This window comes from Arcobacter iocasae (assembly GCF_042214795.1).
Taxonomy (GTDB): Bacteria; Campylobacterota; Campylobacteria; order Campylobacterales; family Arcobacteraceae; genus Arcobacter; species Arcobacter iocasae.
The window spans coordinates 1604843-1622747 of the sequence record NZ_CP090177.1 but is presented as its reverse complement, the minus strand read 5'-3'; the positions used below and the strand labels follow the sequence as shown (position 1 = coordinate 1622747).

General features: G+C 28.8%; 20 protein-coding genes. 16 read left to right on the top strand and 4 right to left on the bottom strand.

The features are described from left to right. Window positions 1–103: 103 nt before the first annotated feature. The 4 genes from thrS to rplT all read left to right on the top strand — a co-directional run bounded on the left by thrS (window position 104) and on the right by rplT (window position 3236). Window positions 104–1912, top strand: a complete 1809-nt coding sequence (thrS, locus tag LXN10_RS08155) for a threonine--tRNA ligase (RefSeq protein ID WP_375722556.1) — start codon at window positions 104–106, stop codon at window positions 1910–1912. Window positions 1913–1941: 29 nt separating this feature from the next. Beyond that, on the top strand, window positions 1942–2436 hold the full coding sequence (infC, locus tag LXN10_RS08150) for a translation initiation factor IF-3 (RefSeq protein ID WP_164969761.1): 495 nt from the start codon (window positions 1942–1944) through the stop codon (window positions 2434–2436). A 142-nt stretch (window positions 2437–2578) separates the two neighbouring features. Further along, complete coding sequence (rpmI, locus tag LXN10_RS08145; protein ID WP_013134115.1) at window positions 2579–2776, top strand: 50S ribosomal protein L35; 198 nt, start codon at window positions 2579–2581, stop codon at window positions 2774–2776. 100 nt (window positions 2777–2876) lie between these two features. Next, window positions 2877–3236, top strand: a complete 360-nt coding sequence (gene rplT, locus LXN10_RS08140) for a 50S ribosomal protein L20 (RefSeq protein WP_013134114.1) — start codon at window positions 2877–2879, stop codon at window positions 3234–3236. Window positions 3237–3302: 66 nt separating this feature from the next. On the opposite strand, the gene mobA is transcribed toward rplT, so the two are convergent. From mobA to glmM, 4 genes are all read right to left on the bottom strand, one after another. Beyond that, window positions 3303–3881: a molybdenum cofactor guanylyltransferase MobA gene (gene mobA / locus LXN10_RS08135; protein WP_375722555.1), complete on the bottom strand. Its 579-nt coding sequence runs from the start codon at window positions 3879–3881 to the stop codon at window positions 3303–3305. Further along, the gene (locus LXN10_RS08130) at window positions 3882–5150 is read right to left on the bottom strand and encodes a 3-isopropylmalate dehydratase large subunit (protein ID WP_375722554.1); all 1269 of its coding nucleotides are present in this window, start codon (window positions 5148–5150) and stop codon (window positions 3882–3884) included. It lies immediately after the preceding gene. 78 nt (window positions 5151–5228) lie between these two features. Next, window positions 5229–5690, bottom strand: coding sequence for a signal peptidase II (gene lspA / locus LXN10_RS08125; protein WP_375722553.1), 462 nt, complete (start codon window positions 5688–5690; stop codon window positions 5229–5231). Then, complete coding sequence (gene glmM, locus LXN10_RS08120) at window positions 5687–7021, bottom strand: phosphoglucosamine mutase (RefSeq protein ID WP_375722552.1); 1335 nt, start codon at window positions 7019–7021, stop codon at window positions 5687–5689. Before glmM ends, lspA begins: the two co-directional genes overlap by 4 nt. A gap of 90 nt (window positions 7022–7111) precedes the next feature. Here glmM and rpsT point away from each other — a divergent pair, with 90 nt between their 5' ends. From rpsT to LXN10_RS08060, 12 genes are all read left to right on the top strand, one after another. Continuing rightward, the gene (rpsT, locus tag LXN10_RS08115; RefSeq protein ID WP_129100925.1) at window positions 7112–7372 is read left to right on the top strand and encodes a 30S ribosomal protein S20; all 261 of its coding nucleotides are present in this window, start codon (window positions 7112–7114) and stop codon (window positions 7370–7372) included. Window positions 7373–7438: 66 nt separating this feature from the next. Continuing rightward, window positions 7439–8506 carry a peptide chain release factor 1 gene (gene prfA, locus LXN10_RS08110; RefSeq protein WP_375722551.1) on the top strand — a complete coding sequence of 356 codons (1068 nt, stop codon included), beginning with the start codon at window positions 7439–7441 and terminating at the stop codon, window positions 8504–8506. Window positions 8507–8711: 205 nt separating this feature from the next. After that, a complete protein-coding gene (locus LXN10_RS08105; RefSeq protein ID WP_375722550.1) occupies window positions 8712–10442 on the top strand; it encodes a GGDEF domain-containing protein in 1731 nt (576 codons plus the stop codon). Between the two features lie 78 nt (window positions 10443–10520). Next, window positions 10521–11189 (top strand): phosphate signaling complex PhoU family protein, encoded by a 669-nt coding sequence (locus tag LXN10_RS08100; protein ID WP_375722549.1) that lies wholly within the window; start codon window positions 10521–10523, stop codon window positions 11187–11189. A gap of 22 nt (window positions 11190–11211) precedes the next feature. Further along, window positions 11212–11607: a phosphate-starvation-inducible PsiE family protein gene (locus LXN10_RS08095; protein ID WP_375722548.1), complete on the top strand. Its 396-nt coding sequence runs from the start codon at window positions 11212–11214 to the stop codon at window positions 11605–11607. Further along, window positions 11600–12274 (top strand): response regulator transcription factor, encoded by a 675-nt coding sequence (locus tag LXN10_RS08090; protein WP_375722547.1) that lies wholly within the window; start codon window positions 11600–11602, stop codon window positions 12272–12274. Before LXN10_RS08095 ends, LXN10_RS08090 begins: the two co-directional genes overlap by 8 nt. Next, entirely contained in the window at window positions 12268–13644 is a 1377-nt protein-coding gene (locus tag LXN10_RS08085; protein WP_375722546.1) for a HAMP domain-containing sensor histidine kinase, read from the top strand. The genes LXN10_RS08090 and LXN10_RS08085 overlap by 7 nt, the downstream gene beginning before the upstream one ends. A gap of 76 nt (window positions 13645–13720) precedes the next feature. Continuing rightward, complete coding sequence (gene rplM, locus LXN10_RS08080; protein ID WP_013134102.1) at window positions 13721–14140, top strand: 50S ribosomal protein L13; 420 nt, start codon at window positions 13721–13723, stop codon at window positions 14138–14140. Between the two features lie 5 nt (window positions 14141–14145). Continuing rightward, a complete protein-coding gene (gene rpsI, locus LXN10_RS08075; RefSeq protein WP_013134101.1) occupies window positions 14146–14535 on the top strand; it encodes a 30S ribosomal protein S9 in 390 nt (129 codons plus the stop codon). A 100-nt stretch (window positions 14536–14635) separates the two neighbouring features. Next, window positions 14636–16156 (top strand): peptide-binding protein, encoded by a 1521-nt coding sequence (locus tag LXN10_RS08070; RefSeq protein ID WP_375722545.1) that lies wholly within the window; start codon window positions 14636–14638, stop codon window positions 16154–16156. A gap of 13 nt (window positions 16157–16169) precedes the next feature. After that, window positions 16170–16826 carry an HAD family hydrolase gene (locus LXN10_RS08065; protein ID WP_375722544.1) on the top strand — a complete coding sequence of 219 codons (657 nt, stop codon included), beginning with the start codon at window positions 16170–16172 and terminating at the stop codon, window positions 16824–16826. Between the two features lie 510 nt (window positions 16827–17336). Next, window positions 17337–17900: a pyruvate flavodoxin oxidoreductase subunit gamma gene (locus LXN10_RS08060; protein ID WP_375722543.1), complete on the top strand. Its 564-nt coding sequence runs from the start codon at window positions 17337–17339 to the stop codon at window positions 17898–17900. Window positions 17901–17905: the final 5 nt, after the last annotated feature.

Genomic DNA, 17905 nt, shown 5'->3' with positions numbered 1-17905 from the left:
TTTTATCTAAAGTATTCTAAATAAGCACAACTCTAAAGTTTTTTAAGTCTAATTAAGTTAAAATATATAAATTTTATAAAAAACTTAATGAAAAAGGAAATTATTGGAACCGATTGGCGTATTAAATGATGGTCAAATTTATGACCTTCAAACTGCGGAAGCTTTGAATATTCAAGGAGAGGTAATAAAAGCCGATAACTCTAAAGAATCTTTAGAGATTTTAAGACACTCATGTGCCCATCTTATGGCACAAGCTATCAAAGAGTTATATCCAGAAGCTAAATTTTTTGTAGGACCTGTTGTAAGTGAAGGTTTTTACTATGATTTTAAAGTTGAATCAAAAATATCAGATGAAGACTTACCTAAAATTGAAAAGAAAATGAAAGAGTTAGCAAATGCTAAACTACCTATTGAAAGATTCGAAGCATCAAGAGAAGAGATTTCACAAAAATTTAATAGTGATGAACTAAAACAAGCTGTATTATCAAGAATTACAGATGAGACTCTGACGATGTACAAACAAGGTGATTTTGAGGATTTATGTAGAGGTCCACATTTACCAAATACTAGAATGATAAGAAGTTTTAAACTAACAAGAGTAGCTGGTGCTTATCTTGGTGGTGATGAAAAAAATGAGATGATTACTAGAATTTATGGTATTGCATTTTTTGATAAACAAGAACTTTTTGATTATGTGAAAATGTTAGAAGAAGCTAAAAAAAGAGATCATAGAAAACTAGGAACAGAACTTGAACTTTTCACATTTAGTGATGAAGTAGGAGCAGGTCTTCCTATGTGGCTACCAAATGGGGCAAGACTTAGATCAAAATTAGAGCATATCTTATACAAAGCTCATAGAATAAGAGGATATGAACCAGTTCGTGGTCCAGAAATCTTAAAATCTGAGATGTGGAAAATATCAGGTCACTATGCAAACTACAAAGAGAATATGTATTTTACTACTATTGATGAACAAGAATATGGTATCAAACCAATGAACTGTGTTGGACATATTCAAATATTCAAAAATAATTTGGTATCATATAAAGACCTACCAAAAAAACTTTTTGAGTATGGGGTTGTTCATAGACATGAGATGAGTGGTGCAATGCATGGATTATTTAGAGTTAGAGAATTTACTCAAGATGATTCACATATATTTTGTACACAAGATCAAATAAAATCAGTAATCTTTGAAGTTTTAGAATTCGTTGATGCATTACTTAAACTATTTGATTTTAAATATGAAATCGAAGTTTCTACAAAACCAGAAAAAGCAATCGGTGATGATATTTTTTGGGAAAAAACTACAAAAGGTATCATGGATGCACTTGATGAAAACAATATCACATATGGTATTGATGAAGGTGGTGGAGCATTTTATGGTCCTAAAATTGATATTAAAATTCTAGATGCTATTGGAAGAAAATGGCAATGTGGAACTGTTCAAGTTGATATGAACTTACCTTCAAGATTCAATGCTGAATTTATCAATGAAAAAGGTGAGAAAGAACAACCAGTTATGATTCATAGAGCCATTTTAGGTTCTTTTGAAAGATTTATTGGTATATTAACAGAACACTGTGCAGGTGAGTTTCCATTTGTTATTGCTCCTACACAAGTTATTTTTGTACCAATTGCGGATACTCATAATGAGTATGCAAAAGAGCTACAAAAAGAGCTTTTACAAAATAGCATCGATTCTAAAATTTTCAGTATGAATGAAAGTTTAAACAAAAGAATCAGAATGGCAGAAAAACAAAGAGTTCCAATGATTGTAGTAATTGGAGATGAAGAAGTTGAAAACAAAACTGTAGCACTAAGAGATAGAAGAAAAAGAGAACAATCAAACATGGGTAAAGATGAATTTATCCAAATGTTAAATGAAATTAATAAAGGAAGTGAAATTTGAGTCGAGGAAATAAAAAAGACGATGTTATAATGAATGACGACATTACAGCTAAGGAAGTTAGATGTATGGGTGACGATGGTACTAACTATGGTATCATCTCAACAGCAGATGCTTTAAAAACTGCGGATGAACAAGGTCTTGATTTAGTTCTAATTGCGCCAGAAGGTAAACCACCTGTTGCAAAAATAATGGATTATAGTAAATTCAAATATCAACAAGAAAAAAAGAAAAAAGAAGCTAGAAAAAATCAAAAAGTGATTGTTCTAAAAGAAGTGAAATTTTCTGTTAAAATTGCTGAAAATGATATTAACTATAAAGTTAAACATGCAATTGAATTCCTTGAAAAAGGATTTCATGTAAAATGTAGAGTATTTCTAAAAGGTAGAGAGATGGCTCATCCTGAAGCTGGAGCAGAAGTACTTGAAAAAGTATGGCCTATGCTAGAAGATTATGGGGATAGAGATTCTGAACCAAAACTTGAAGGAAGATTTGTAAACATGATGGTTCTTCCTAAAAAAGACTAATTTCCACTTAAGTAGAAAGAGATAATTCCTCTTTCTACAAAAACTTCAAACTAACTTAAACTTATCTAAAGCTTATTTTTACTATAATCACAAACTTTTTCTAATATCGAAGAAGAATGCAAATTTAAGAAAGGAGAAATCCATGCCTAAAATGAAATCAGTTAGTGGAGCTTTAAAGAGATTTAAAGTGAAAAAAAATGGTTCAATTAAATGTGGTTCAGCATTTAGAAGTCACATCTTAACAAAAATGTCAAGAAAAAGAAAAGTGGCATTAAGAGGACCTCAAACTATTGATAGCACTGATGCTACAAGAGTTAGAAGAATGTTGTGTAAAGCGTAATTAATTAGATTTAATTACAAGTCCCTCCACAAGCATGTGGACAAGTTCGGCAAAAGCCGACACCAATATTAAACAAATATATGGTTAAGAAAGGAATAAAATGCCTAGAGTTAAAACTGGTATAGTTAGAAGAAGAAGACATAAAAAAGTTCTAAAAGCGGCAAGAGGTTTCTTCGCAGGTAGAAGCAAACACTTTAGAAAAGCAAAAGAACAATTAGAAAGATCTTTAGTATATGCATACAGAGATAGAAGACAGAAAAAAAGAGATATTAGAAAGCTATGGATTATCAGAATTAATGCAGCTTGTAGATTAAATGATATCAACTATTCAAGATTCATGAACGGTGTTAAATTAGCTGGAATTGAACTAGATAGAAAAATATTAGCTGATATGGCAATGAATGATGCAGCAGCATTTACAACAGTTGCAACAGCAGCTAAAGCAGCATTAGCAAAATAATTTTAAATTTGCAAAAATAAAAAAGGGGTTTGATTAATTTCAAACCCCTTTTTTTATGGACAATTCTTATATAAGAGAAAGTGCCTTTTGGTAATCTTCTTTTTTATTTAAATTTAAAAATTCATTTTCATCAAAAAACTCGATTTTTTTAAGTTCTATTTTTTTTAGTAAAAAGCCTATTTTATGATTATTTTCTTTTATCATTTCATTTATTATTGGCAGGCAAGCCTTATTATAAACTCCACATAAATTATGCTCTCTTGATGTTGTTGCAATTGTACTATTACTCAAACTTTCATCTATTAATTTCTCAATTGAGTCAATTTTTACAAAAGGAGTATCTACAGTTATTACAAATACTTTATCTGATTTTACAGTTTCTAAAATACTTTTTAAAGCTATCAAAGGTGAACTTTCATCACTAATATTGTCATATATAATATTTTCATGACTTTTTAAAAAATCGAATTTATTAGTTTTTGAAGATAAATAAATATCTTTAAAATGGGGTTTTAATCTATCAAATTGATATTGAGTAAGAGTGTTGTAATTAGAAAAAGGAAGAAGTGCTTTGTCTTCTCCCATTCGTGAGCTTTTCCCACCACAAAGGATTACGCAAGGTATATCAAATTGTGGTGTTATCATTTATAAACTTCTAGGATCTGTAATATATCCACTTATTGCACTTGCAGCTGCAACGGCAGTATTTGATAAATATATTTTTGAACTTCGAGATCCCATTCTTCCAACAAAGTTTCTATTTGTAGTAGAAATACAAACCTCATCATCACCTAAGATTCCCATATATCCACCTAAACATGCTCCACAAGTAGGATTAGAAACAACTCCACCTGCATCAACTAAAGTATCAATATATCCAAGTTTTGTAGCTTCTCTTAGTATCTTTTGAGTTCCTGGAGTTAAGATAAGTCTTACATGTCTTGCAACTTTTTTACCTTCAAGTAATTGGGCAGCCACTTTAAAATCAGATAATCTTCCATTTGTACAGCTTCCAATAAATACTTGGTCAACTCTAATATTATCTTCAACAGCTTGATTTACACTATGTCCATTTGATGGCAAAAAGGGATATGCAATTACTGGATTTAAAGATTCTACATCTATAACAATCTCTTGACAATATGTTGCATCATCATCAGAATAATGAATTTTAGGTTCAGCTCTTAAACTGTCTCTGCTATCTAAGAACTCTTTTGTAACTTCATCATATGCAACAATACCATTTTTAGCCCCTGCTTCAATAGCCATATTACATAAAGAGAATCTATCATCCATGCTTAAATATTTAATTGAATCACCTGTGAATTCTAAAGCTTTATATAAAGCTCCATCAACTCCAAGTATTCTAATAATCTCTAAGATTAAATCTTTTCCAGTAATATAAGGACCTGGTTTTCCTTTGAATACTACTTTAATAGACTCAGGTACTTTAAACCAGTTTCCACCAGTAATCATTCCAAAAGATATATCAGTACTCCCCATTCCTGTACTAAATGCACCTAATGCACCATGTGTACAGGTATGTGAATCAGCACCAATAATAACATCACCTGGTAATACTAATCCTTTTTCTGGTAAAAGTGCATGCTCGATTCCCATGTCTTTTTCATCAAAAAATAGTTTTAAATCATGTTTTTCAGCAAAGTCTCTTGAAATTCTTGCTTGATTTGCCGATGCAATATCTTTTGCAGGAATAAAGTGGTCAAGTACTATTGCAAAACCATCTGGATTTGCTAGTTTTTCAAAACCACCCTCTTCAAATGCTCTAATAGAAATAGGAGTTGTAATGTCATTTCCAATAACCATATCAATTGGACTTCTTACAATCTCACCTGCGTAAACTTCATGTCCTACATGTTCGCTAAAAATCTTTTCTGTAATTGTTTGACCCATCTTTTCTCTCTTTATTAAACTTATCTTTTTTAATTTGCTCGATTATAGCTAAAATCTGTTTAGCTTTCAAAAACTCTATTAAGCTCTTTTTTTATCTTCTTTATATTGTTTATACTGCATATATAAAATTATTGCAATAGCAAAGTCAATAATTACATCTGCAAAATTAAATATAGCAAAATCAAAACCACAATGCCAATAAACATAATCAACAACTGCTCCATAAGTAAATCTATCTAAAATATTAGACAAACCCCCAGCAAGTAGTATTGAAATAGGAATATAATATTTTAAAAACACTTCTTTATTTAAGTATAAATAAATCACTATACAAGCTATAAGTGTTAATTGTATAAATTTTAAATATTCACTCAAAAATTCAAACATAGAAAATGCAACACCATAATTGTATGCAAGAACTAAAGATATGCAATCACTTTCAAAACCAAAATTTAAAAATACAAAACCATATTTAATAGCTTGGTCTATTAAAACTAATAATACAAAAATTACTAGTGAAACAATTAATTTTTTATTCATAATTTTTTAGTTAAAAACTCTATTAATTTATCCATATATTCATTTACTAACTTTTTATCTCGACCTTCTATTAGAACTCTTAATTTATTTTCAGTTCCAGAGTATCTAATTAAATCTCTCATTCCCTTTGATTTGATTTCTGCTTGAAGTTCTTTCAAACCTTCAATTTTATCTAATGGGATTTTTTCATTTACTTTTATGTTTTTTAACACTTGTGGATAAAGTTCAAATTTATTTAAAGCCTCACTAGCTTTCTTACCACTTTCTAAAACATATGATAATACTTGAAGTGCAGTTGCAAGACCATCTCCTGTTTTTGAAACATCAGAGAAAATAACATGTCCACTTTGCTCTCCTCCAAAATTGATATGATTTTCTTTCATATTTACTAAAACATTTTTATCACCAACATCTGTTCTATTTAGTTTTAAATCAAATGAGTCTAGGTAGTCCTCTAAGGCTTTATTACTCATAACTGTTGCAACACAAGCTTCACCTTTTAAAAGTCCCTTACTGCTTAGATAGACACATAAGGCACCTAATAGTTTATCCCCATCAACAGTATCACCATTTTCATCTATTACAACAAGTCTATCTGCATCTCCATCTAATGCCAATCCAATATCAGCTCTCACTTCTTTTACAACTTTTGCAACATTTTCTGGATACATTGCACCACTTAATTCATTGATATTAAATCCATTTGGTTTTGCATTTATTGTAAATACTTCAGCTCCTAGTTCTTCTAAGATTGTTGGTGCTACTTTATAAGCTGCACCATTTGCACAATCAAGAACAATTCTTAGACCACTTAATGTTAAATCTTTTGGAAATGAACTTTTAATTGATACAATATATCTTCCAATAACATCATCAATTCTTTTTGATGCCCCTATTTCTTTTCCTGTTTTTTGAGCTTGAATTATCGCTTCTTCGTCAAAAAATAGTTCTTCAATTGCTTTTTCACAATCAAGTCCTAGCTTATTTCCATTATGATCGAAAAACTTGATTCCATTATCTTCAAAAGGATTATGTGAAGCAGATATCATAATTCCAGCATCACATCTCATTGATTCTGTTAAGAATGCAATAGCAGGAGTTGGCATTGGTCCTATTTGTATAACATCATATCCTACGGCCGTCAGTCCTGATACAAGTGCATTTTCAATCATATACCCACTTCTTCTAGTATCTTTTCCTACTAAAATTTTGTTTGTATATGAATGTTTTCTAAAAAATATTCCAGCAGCCATTGCTAGTTTCATTACAGTCATTGCATCTAAAAATGACCCCGCTTGTCCTCTTACACCATCAGTACCAAATAGTTTCATGAAAAATCCTAAAATTAAACTTAATTTAAACTTACTTTAAAGTTATTTGGCTAGTATTCTAGCCTTAAAAAAATTATAAAGAGGTTAAAAATGGCAAACCACAAATCTTCGGCTAAAAGAGCTAAACAAACGTTAGTAAAAACTGAGAGAAACAGATTTTATAAAACAAGAATTAAAAACATAACTAAAGATGTATTATCTGCAGTTGAGGCTAATGACAAAGAAAAAGCAACTGTTGCTATGAAAACTGCTAATAAATACATGCACCATTGTATTGCAAAAGGTATCCTTAAAAAAGGAACTGCTGCTAGAAAAGTTAGTAGACTACAAGTTAAAGTTAACGCACTTTAATAAAATTTTACTATCATAAAAATATGGTAGTTAATTTTATTTATTTGCTTATACATACTATAAAATATGTTACAAGATAAATTACAACTATTTATTGATAGATATGAGGAGATTAATGGATTATTAGCTTCTCCAGATATCTCTTCAGACATAAAAAGGATGACTTCACTTTCAAAAGAGCAGTCAGCAATTGAACCAATCGTAAATAAAGCTAAAGAATATATAAGTGTATTAAAGGATATTCAAGATAACAGATTGTTATATGATGATCCAGAATTAGGTGAATTAGCAAAAGAGGAACTTAGAGATTTAGAGGTTAGAAAACCTGCTATTGAAGAAGAAATAAAAGTTCTTATGATACCTAAAGATCCTAATGATGATAAAAATATTTTTATAGAATTAAGAGCTGGTGCAGGTGGGGACGAAGCAGGAATATTTGTAGGAAACCTATTTAGAGCATACTTAAGATATGCGGAACTAAAAGGGTGGAAAGTTGAGATAATGAACCAAAGTGAGAATGAAGCAGGTGGATACAAAGAAATCGTAGCTTTATTTAAAGGTGAACAGGTTTATTCAAGACTAAAATATGAAAGTGGAACACATAGAGTTCAAAGAGTTCCCGCAACAGAATCTCAAGGAAGAGTTCATACTTCAGCAATTACTGTGGCAGTTATGCCAGAAGTTGATGATGTTGAAGTTGAAATTGATCCAGGTGATTTAAAAATTGATGTTATGAGAGCTAGTGGAAATGGTGGACAATCTGTAAATACAACAGACTCTGCGGTTAGAATTACGCATATTCCTTCAGGACTTGTAGTAACCAACCAAGACCAAAAATCTCAACATAAAAATAAAGATAAAGCAATGAAAGTTTTAAAAGCTAGACTTTATGACATTCAAATGCAAGAAAAAATGGACTCAGAAGGTGCCAGCAGAAAAGAGCAAGTTGGAACTGGAGACCGAAGTGGTAGAATTAGAACTTATAATTACCCACAAGGCCGAATAAGTGACCATAGAATTAACCTAACATTATACAGACTTGAAGCAGTTATGAATGATGGAGTATTTGATGAAATCATAGACCCATTAATCACAGATGCACAATCAAAAGCAATTGAGGCTAATGGATTATAATCCATTAGTTTCACTTTTTTATCTACTTTCGTAATCAAAATGTAATCATTTTAAACTACACTTTCACCTATTAAAATACAGTAATGAAAATATTCCAAAAATTGAAAAATTAAAAAGAGAGTTATAACTTTTTTTGATTTTAGTTATAGCCCTTTATCTTTTTTACGCGAACGATTAGAGAAAAGGCTATAAATAGGATTAAAATATGAAAATAAAATGGAATTCAATTGTTGAAAAACTCGATTACGCTTTTCAGCCTATTATACATGCTCATTCTGGTAAAATTTTTGCAGTTGAAGCACTACTTAGAAATGTAGAGAAAATACCAAATATAAACTATATTCATGATATTTTTGATTTAGCTTATAAAGAAAACTACTTGTATGAGTTTGACCTACTTCTAAGAGAAAAAGCAATTGAAAAATTTTCGAGAATAAGTATTGAAAACTTACAACTTTTTTATAACCTTGATAATAGAACTATTCATGCGAAAAACTATACTAAAGGTAATACAAAAAAGATCTTAAAAAGATACAACCTACCTAAAAGTATAATCTGTTTTGAATTAAGTGAACGAGGCACATTAGAAGAGCAAAATGACCTAATTGATATGATACATAATTACAATAGTAGTAATTATAATATTGCTATTGATGACTTTGGAGTTGGAGTTTCAGGTTTAAAACTATTATATTTCTCACAAGCAGATATAATAAAAATAGATAGATTTTTTATAGAAAATATCAATGGTGATGCTAAAAAAAGACTATTTTGTTCATCTATTATAAATATGGCACATATTATGGGAATGAAAGTTGTCGCAGAAGGTGTTGAAACACTAAAAGAGTTTTACACATGTAAAAATATTGGGGCAGATTTTATTCAAGGTTTTTTCGTACAAAAACCAACTACACAAATTGATGAAATAAAGCCAATATATAAAGATATAGTCAAATACTTACTAACTGAAAAAAGAGCAGATGACAATGCCCCAATAGAACAAGAATTTATTCAAAATATTGTTCCTATTAATATTGATTCATCTTTGCACTCTTTATTTTTATACTTTAAAGATTACACACACAGTAGTTTTGTTCCTATAATAGACGATTATGATAACTTTATTGGTGTAATTTATGAAGTTGATATTAAACAAATTTCATACTCACAGTATGGATTAGCCCTAGCACAAAATAAATCATACAGTTCTAAAATAAGTAAATATGTTAAGCCTGTTATTTCAATAGAAGCATCATGGGGAATTGACAAAGCCCTACAAATTTTTAATCAAGACCCAAACTCATCTGGGATATTTATTACAAAAGCAAATAAATACCATGGATTTATTGATTTAAGATCTCTTTTGCAACTATCCCATAAAAGAACTTTAGAAATTGCAGAAAACCAAAATCCACTAACAAGACTACCAGGTAATAATCAAATCGAACGATTTATTTACAATAGTTTAGAGAATAAGAATATTTATAAATCACATATTTTATATTTTGATTTTGATAATTTCAAACCTTTTAATGATACATATGGATTTAGGCAAGGTGATAGAGCAATACTTTTATTTTCAGAACTTTTACAAAAAAAATATCCTAGTGACACTTTTATAGCACATATTGGTGGAGATGACTTTTTTATAGGTATAAAAAATAATGATATAGAAGAGGTTTACCTAACTACAAAAGAGGCATTAGATGAATTTAGATGGTCTGTGAAAAACTTATACAGTGAAACAGATAAGAAAAATGGTCATATAAAAGGAAAAGATAGATTTGGTGAAGATAGAATATTTGAACTTTTATCTTGTTCTTGTGCTATCATTGAGATTTCAAGTAATTCAAAAAAAGCAAATTTTGACTACACTTTAAATGTAATGAAAAAATACTCAAAGAATTTAGATAGACCTATAAGTGCTTCATTTTAAAATGTAATCATCTTGTAATTATTATAAACTATAATGTGCGACAAAATAGATGTTATACACAATGGGAAGGCTTAAATGATGTTAAAAGTTTATGAGACAAGAAGAGAGCAAATTCAAAATGAATTGCTAGAAATAGGTAATGTGGTAATCGAATCATTAAATGCAGCTTTAAAAGCTCTAAAAGATGAAGATTTCAAGGCTTTAAAAGATGCAGAGTTATCATTAAAAAAACTTACAATTAGTTCAAACAATATAGACAATTCAATTGTAACAGCACTTGCTTTATATCAACCAGAAGCAAGAGATTTAAGAGAGTTAGTATCTTATTTTAAAATTACAAATGAATTAGTAAGAGCTGGGGGAAATACAAAAGGTTTTATAAAAATATTTAGAACTTCTTTTAGTGAAGATTTAAATACTAAAACAATTTTAGAATATGCAATTCCTTTATTAAAATCAACACTACTTTCTCTTCAAACATCAATATCGATTATTAAAGAGTCTACTGTAAATCATATTGAAGAAAAATATCAAAGAGTTGTAGTAGAAGAGAGTAAAACTGATGATTTATACTCAATGATAGAAAAAAATATATTAAAACTAATTGCTAAAAATTTAGATTTATCAAAAGAGTACTTTGATATTCTAACTTCATTAAGAAAATTAGAAAAAATTTCTGATAGATCAGTTTCAATTGCACACTTATTACTTTTTGCTGAAAGAGGTGGGGAGATAGAAAGAAAATAGTCTTCACACTATTTTTTAACTTATGAAAAGAGCTCTAGCAAAAATAAACAGATACTTTAGAAGTAACTATGAAGTTCTAATAGCAATGATTTTATTCATTGCTATTATCATCTCGGGATTAGAATTCTCAAAAGCAATTATCTATATGCTTGAATTTATTGTTATAATGGAAGTTGTTAAAATGATTTCTGATTTTATAAAAAAAGAGAAATTAAGACTTCGATTTATAATTGATTTATTTATAATATTTTTAATACGAGATGTAATAATACAAGCTTCACATCCCAAAATGGACTATGTTGATATTGTTTTTTTACTAATTGTTATATTTATATTTTTTATTTTTAGGATAATGTCAATAAAATACTCTCCAGGAATACATAAAATTGATAACATAAGTGAGAAATCAGATGAATAATACAACAATATTGATAATTGAAGATGAAGTTGATATTTTAGAACTTTTAGAATATACCCTACAAAAAGAGGGTTTTGAGACAATTGGGTTTTTAAATGCATCTGATAAAGTTTATGAAGTTTTAAATGAAGAAGAGATTGATTTAATACTTATGGATAGAAATTTACCAGGAATAGAAGGAACTTCATTTATAAATGACATAAAAAATAAAGGTTACAATATACCAGTAATTTATGTTAGCGCAAAAGACCAAGATGAAGATATTTTAGAAGGTTTTGATAAACACGCGGATGACTATATTACTAAACCATTTAATCTAAAAGAGTTAATTGCTAGGGTAAAAGCTGTAATAAAAAGAACAAAAAAAGATATTGAAATAGAAAAAATAAAAGATATTACTTATAAAAAATCTAGTAAAAGTTTTTTTATAAATGATTCAAAAATAGATTTGACAACATTAGAACATGATTTATTCTTAGAATTTTTTAAAAACAAAGATATTCTTTTAAGTAGAGAGTATTTATTAGATACTGTATGGGAAGACTCATTAGAAAAAAAACTAAAAACTGTAAATGTGGCAGTAAAAAGATTAAAAACTAAAATCGACCCAAAAGGTGATAAAAAATATATAAAATCTGTTCGTGGTGAAGGATATATGTTTTGTTAAAAATTCACCAGTTTTTCCTTAGAAGTTTTATACTTATCTTTTTATCAATACTTATACTAATTTCAATTGTAATTTATTTTTGGTCTAAGACAATATATTTAGAACAAATTGAGAAAAATATATTAGCAAACATCAATACCCTTTCAATTGTACTTCCAAACTTAGATAATATTGATAAAAAAGTACAAGAGATCAAGAAAGCAACTAATCTTAGAGTAACCATTATCAATTCAAAAGGAAAAGTAGTTGCTGAAACAGACAAAGATAAAACGCTTATGGGAAATCACTTAAATAGAGAAGAAATAATTGATGCTAAAATTAGTGATTATGGTGAAATATCAAGATACTCAAATACTTTAAATAAAGATTTACTTTATATTGCAAAAGAAGTTGAAATCGATGGTAAGAATTATTACATAAGAATGTCTAGCGATATAAGTACTATAAAAGAGTATTTTATAAAATTAAGTCTTCAACTTATTGCTATTTTTTCTATTTTTCTACTTTTAGCTTTTGTAGTTTCATACTATATTTCTAATGAAATAAAAAAAGAGACAGATAATATCTTACATTTTTTAATTAGCCTTACAAAAAAAAGAGAGTCTATAAGCTTAAGTGTATTTCATACTAAAGAGTTTTTTACTATTAATAGATTATTAAATAAAGTTGCCCTTAGACTTCAAAAAAAAGAGAAAACAAAAGCTAAACATACAGCTAAGTTAAGACTTGCAAATAAACAAAAAGATGAAATAATTAGTGCAATTTCCCATGAATTTAAAAATCCAATTGCTATTATTACAGGTTATGTTCAAACTTTACAAAATGACAAAGATTTGCCTGAACAAATGAGAGATAAATTTTTGTCTAAGATTGATTCAAATGCAAATAAAATGACTCAAATAATTGATAAACTAAGACTTGCTTTAAAACTTGAAGAAGGAAAAGAGCACATTGAAAAAAGGAAAATACACTTAAAAGATGTTTGTACTTCTTTATGTATTGATTTAAAAGACAAGTACCCAAATAGAACTATTGAAATAAAAGGTGATAATCATCTTCTTGAAGCTGATGAAACTCTGCTTTCTATGGCAATATCAAATTTAGTAGAAAATGCTTTAAAATATTCAGAAGATACAGTTACTATAGAAATTACTGACAAATATTTAAAAATTATAGATTTAGGTATTGGAATATCTGAGATGGAACTGCTAAAAATCACAGATAAGTTTTACAGAGTCTCACAAAATGGTTGGAATAACTCTTTAGGACTTGGATTATTTATAGTAAATTCTATTCTAGTTTTACATAATTTTAAACTTGAAATTCACTCAGTTTATGCTCAAGGTTCTGAATTTATAATTAAATATTAAAAATCACTTAATTTAAGCCATTTGTAAGTATTACTACACTATTATTCCAGCTCATTAATTAAATCGGAGAACGTAGATGAAATTCACTCAAATGGCAAAAGCCACTGAAATTGATAGAGATTGGGTTATTATAGATGCAACTGATAAAGTATTTGGTAGAATCATTACTGAAGTTGCTACAATCTTAAGAGGTAAAAATAAGACTAATTATACTCCTCATGTAGACTGTGGAGATAACGTAATTATCATAAATGCAACAAAAGCAAAATTTTCTGGAACTAAACTAGAAACTAAAAATTACTATACACACTCAGGTTATTTTGGTAGTACAAAAACTCACAAAATGTCTGATATGTTTGAACAAAATCCTGAAAAGCTATATAAATTAGCAGCAAGAGGGATGTTACCAAAAACTAAACTTGGTAAATCAATGTTAAAAAAATTAAAAGTATACGCAGGTAGCGAACACCCTCACACTGCGCAAATTAAAGGATAAGACTAATGGCAAAAGTATACGCAACTGGAAGAAGAAAATCTTCTATCGCAAAAGTATGGTTAGAAGCTGGTAATGGACAAGTTTCTATTAATGGTCAAACTTTAGACGCATGGTTAGGTGGACACGAAGCTATCAAAAAAAGAGTAATGAGACCTTTAGAAGTATCTAAACAAGAATCTTCTGTAAATATCGTTGTTAAAACTCTTGGTGGAGGGTATTCTGCACAAGCTGATGCTGCTAAACATGGTATTTCAAGAGCATTAGTTGCATTTGATGAACAATTTAGAGCTGTTTTAAAACCTTATGGATTACTAACTAGAGATGCAAGATCTGTAGAGAGAAAAAAATACGGAAAGAAAAAAGCAAGAAAATCTACTCAATTCTCAAAAAGATAATTGGAATTTTTGGAATTTTATATTTCTTTATATCTTAAGGAGCGACGAAAGTTGCTCCTTTTTTTATGCACTTTTTTATAAAAAGATATTACAATACACCATGAAAAAGTTAGCCCTTCTATTATTTATTATTCACTATTGCTTATTCACTTATTTAAGTGCGAGTACCTTAAACTTATCAATAAGTAGTTCACCTATTAGATTAAACCCTATTTTAGCTAATGATACTGCAAGTAGTGAAATCGCTGATTGGTTATTTAATGGCTTATTTAAATATGACAAGAATGCAAATGTAGTCCCTGACCTAGCCTCTTCATATGAATTTATTGATAATACTCACTTAGTAATAAAACTTAAAAAAAATGTACTCTGGCATGATGGGAAAAAATTCACAGCTGATGATGTAATATTTACCTATGAGAAAATCAATGACCCAAAAGTTTTTACTACAATCAAATCAAACTTTAAAGAAGTAAAAAGCCTATCTAAAATAGATGATTACACAGTAGAAGTTGTTTATAAAAAGCCCTACTTTAAAGCTTTAGAAATTTGGATGTTTGGAGTAATACCAAAACATATTTTAAAAGATGAAAAAGACCTAATGACTAGTTCATTTAATAAACATCCAATAGGAACAGGCTCATATAGACTTGATAGCTTTAAATTAGGAAGTGATATAAGACTTTATGCCTTTGATAAATATTTTGAAGGAAAACCTAAAATTAATGAATTAAATTTTAAATTCCTACCAGATCCTAGTACTTCATTTTTATATTTAAAACAAAACAAACTTGATCTTGGAAGCTTGACTCCCTTACAAATAGATAGACAAATAGATAAAGAGTTTAAAAAAAATTATCAAATCATAGAAAAACCAGCTTTTGCTTTTGACTACTTGGGCTTTAATTTAAAGAAAAAGAAATTCAAAGATATAAATGTAAGAAGAGCTTTATCCTTAGCCATAGATAGACAAGAGATAATTGACATACTATTTTTTGGTCATGGAGAGGTTTGTAATGGCCCTTTTTTACCAGGAACCTTTGCTTATGATGATACAGTTAAACCTATAAAACAAAATATTGTTGAAGCAAAACGATTATTGAAACTTGCAGGTTATGATGAAAATCATCCCTTGAGTTTTGAAGTGATTACAAACACAGGAAATGACACCAGAATAAATACCACTCAAATCATTCAATACCAATTAGCAAAGATTGGTGTTAAGATGAAAATAAGAGTCATGGAGTGGCAAGCTTTTTTAAATACAGTTGTTCATCCTAGAAATTTTGAAGCTATCGTATTAGGCTGGAGTTTAGCTCTTATGCCAGATGCTTATCCTTTATGGCATAGTGATTCTATGAAAAAAGGAAGATTTAATTTAGTAGGATATTCAAATAAAGAAGTTGATGACCTTATTGTCAAAGGTTCAACTACAATTGATAAAAAAGAGTTAAGCAAAATATACAAAAAAATATTTCGTATAATTGCCCATGATACACCATATCTATTTTTATACATTCCAAACTCAATAACAGTAGTAAGCAAAAAAATAAAAAATATAGAACCATCTTTTATAGGAATAACTCATAATCAAAAAGATTGGATAAAAGAAGATGAATAATAAGGAAAAAATATTGGAAAATGTAATACTATTTGATTTAGATGGAACATTGATTGATTCAACAGATGCTATTGTATCTACCTTTCATCACTCATTTGAAGTGATGAATTATGAATTTACAGGAAATGATGAAGATATCAAATCACTCATTGGATATCCTTTAGAAATAATGTACATGGAATTAGGTATTGAAAAAGAGTTAGCTTGGGATTATGTTGCTGCGTATAAACAGAGATATAAACTTATATCAACTAAAAAAACTCTCTTACTTGAAAAGGCAAAAGAAGCCTTAGAATTAGCTAGTCAATTTGCAAGATTATCAGTAGTTACAACTAAAACAGGAGCTTACACTATTCCTTTATTAGAACATTTTGATATTTTAAAATATTTTGAAGTAATTACAGGAAGAGAACATGTAGAAAATCCAAAACCTCATCCAGAACCTATTTTAAAAACATTAAATCAAATGAATATACAAAAGGGCTCAAATGTTTGGATGGTAGGAGATACCCATTTAGATTTGATTTCTGCAAATGGGGCTGAGATAAATTGTGTCGGAGTATTATGTGGATATGGAAAAGAAGAAGACTTATGTGAACTTACTAGTCATATTACCGCAAATTCTTTTGAAGCAGTTGAACTAATCCAAAAATACACTCTAAAAGCTTAGTTCTAATTTAACTTGAATTATTAATTTTTTATTTAATTCAATTCTACCCACTTTTAAGAATTTGGCTATTTTTTAGAAAATAGCCTCTTGAAAAAAAACAATTTTTTCTCTTTTTTTCTCTTTTTTCAAAAGTTAAAATAGATTTTGCTGAAAATTTATTAATTTTAAGTCAAATTTAAGATTAAAAGCCATTTTTTGTACTTTTACTCTTTTATAGTACTCACAAGCCCCTTTTATAGGGCTAATAACCATTTAAAACAAGAAATATACACACTTAATGAATATAAATACAAGCTTATGTATGACTTAATGGTCATTTGCTCTATTTATTTTCTACAAAAATGTAAGTAAAAAGGTAGATATTCTTTACTCTTACTTAAAATATATAATTATATATATTGATTTAAAATTCACTAAAGATTTATAGGGATAGAATACTTACAGTTATTGTGACTTTACGAAAATTTTAGTCATAAAATATACTTATAGTTAATATTATAGGAGCTAATAATGTTAGAAATTAGATGGCACAGTAGAGCAGGACAAGGGGCAGTTACTGGAGCAAAAGGTCTAGGTTCAGTTGTAGCAGAAACGGGGAAAGAAGTTCAAGCTTTTGCATTTTATGGATCTGCAAAAAGAGGTGCTTCTATGACTGCTTATAACAGAATAGATGACAAGCAAATCATAAATCATGAGAAATTCATGCAACCAAACTTTGTATTTATATTAGACCCAGCATTAGCATTTACAGATGACTTTACAGCTAATGAAACGGAAGATACTAAGTACATAATTACAACACACCTTAGTAAAGAAGAGTTAATAGAAGCTATTCCAGCTTTACATGGTAGAGAAAGTAGAACTTTTACATTAGACTGTTTACAAATTTCTCAAGAGACAATAGGAAGACCTATTCCAAACACACCAATGCTAGGGGCGTTTATGAAAGTAAGTGGTATGTTTGAATTAGAGTATTTCCAAAATGCAATGAAATCAGTACTTAAAAAACTTCCTCAAAAGATAATCGATGCAAATATGATTGCTATTGAGAGAGCATATAATGAAGTACATTAAGGAGT

Excerpts from the sequence above, each read along its gene's own strand:
- infC (WP_164969761.1), top strand. The coding sequence starts at position 1,942 with ATGAATGACGACATTACAGCTAAGGAAGTTAGATGTATGGGTGACGAT.
- rpmI (WP_013134115.1), top strand. The coding sequence starts at position 2,579 with ATGCCTAAAATGAAATCAGTTAGTGGAGCTTTAAAGAGATTTAAAGTG.
- rplT (WP_013134114.1), top strand. The coding sequence starts at position 2,877 with ATGCCTAGAGTTAAAACTGGTATAGTTAGAAGAAGAAGACATAAAAAA.
- mobA (WP_375722555.1), bottom strand. The coding sequence starts at position 3,881 with ATGATAACACCACAATTTGATATACCTTGCGTAATCCTTTGTGGTGGG.
- LXN10_RS08130 (WP_375722554.1), bottom strand. The coding sequence starts at position 5,150 with ATGGGTCAAACAATTACAGAAAAGATTTTTAGCGAACATGTAGGACAT.
- lspA (WP_375722553.1), bottom strand. The coding sequence starts at position 5,690 with ATGAATAAAAAATTAATTGTTTCACTAGTAATTTTTGTATTATTAGTT.
- glmM (WP_375722552.1), bottom strand. The coding sequence starts at position 7,021 with ATGAAACTATTTGGTACTGATGGTGTAAGAGGACAAGCGGGGTCATTT.
- rpsT (WP_129100925.1), top strand. The coding sequence starts at position 7,112 with ATGGCAAACCACAAATCTTCGGCTAAAAGAGCTAAACAAACGTTAGTA.
- prfA (WP_375722551.1), top strand. The coding sequence starts at position 7,439 with ATGTTACAAGATAAATTACAACTATTTATTGATAGATATGAGGAGATT.
- LXN10_RS08105 (WP_375722550.1), top strand. The coding sequence starts at position 8,712 with ATGAAAATAAAATGGAATTCAATTGTTGAAAAACTCGATTACGCTTTT.
- LXN10_RS08100 (WP_375722549.1), top strand. The coding sequence starts at position 10,521 with ATGTTAAAAGTTTATGAGACAAGAAGAGAGCAAATTCAAAATGAATTG.
- LXN10_RS08095 (WP_375722548.1), top strand. The coding sequence starts at position 11,212 with ATGAAAAGAGCTCTAGCAAAAATAAACAGATACTTTAGAAGTAACTAT.
- LXN10_RS08090 (WP_375722547.1), top strand. The coding sequence starts at position 11,600 with ATGAATAATACAACAATATTGATAATTGAAGATGAAGTTGATATTTTA.
- rplM (WP_013134102.1), top strand. The coding sequence starts at position 13,721 with ATGAAATTCACTCAAATGGCAAAAGCCACTGAAATTGATAGAGATTGG.
- rpsI (WP_013134101.1), top strand. The coding sequence starts at position 14,146 with ATGGCAAAAGTATACGCAACTGGAAGAAGAAAATCTTCTATCGCAAAA.
- LXN10_RS08070 (WP_375722545.1), top strand. The coding sequence starts at position 14,636 with ATGAAAAAGTTAGCCCTTCTATTATTTATTATTCACTATTGCTTATTC.
- LXN10_RS08060 (WP_375722543.1), top strand. The coding sequence starts at position 17,337 with ATGTTAGAAATTAGATGGCACAGTAGAGCAGGACAAGGGGCAGTTACT.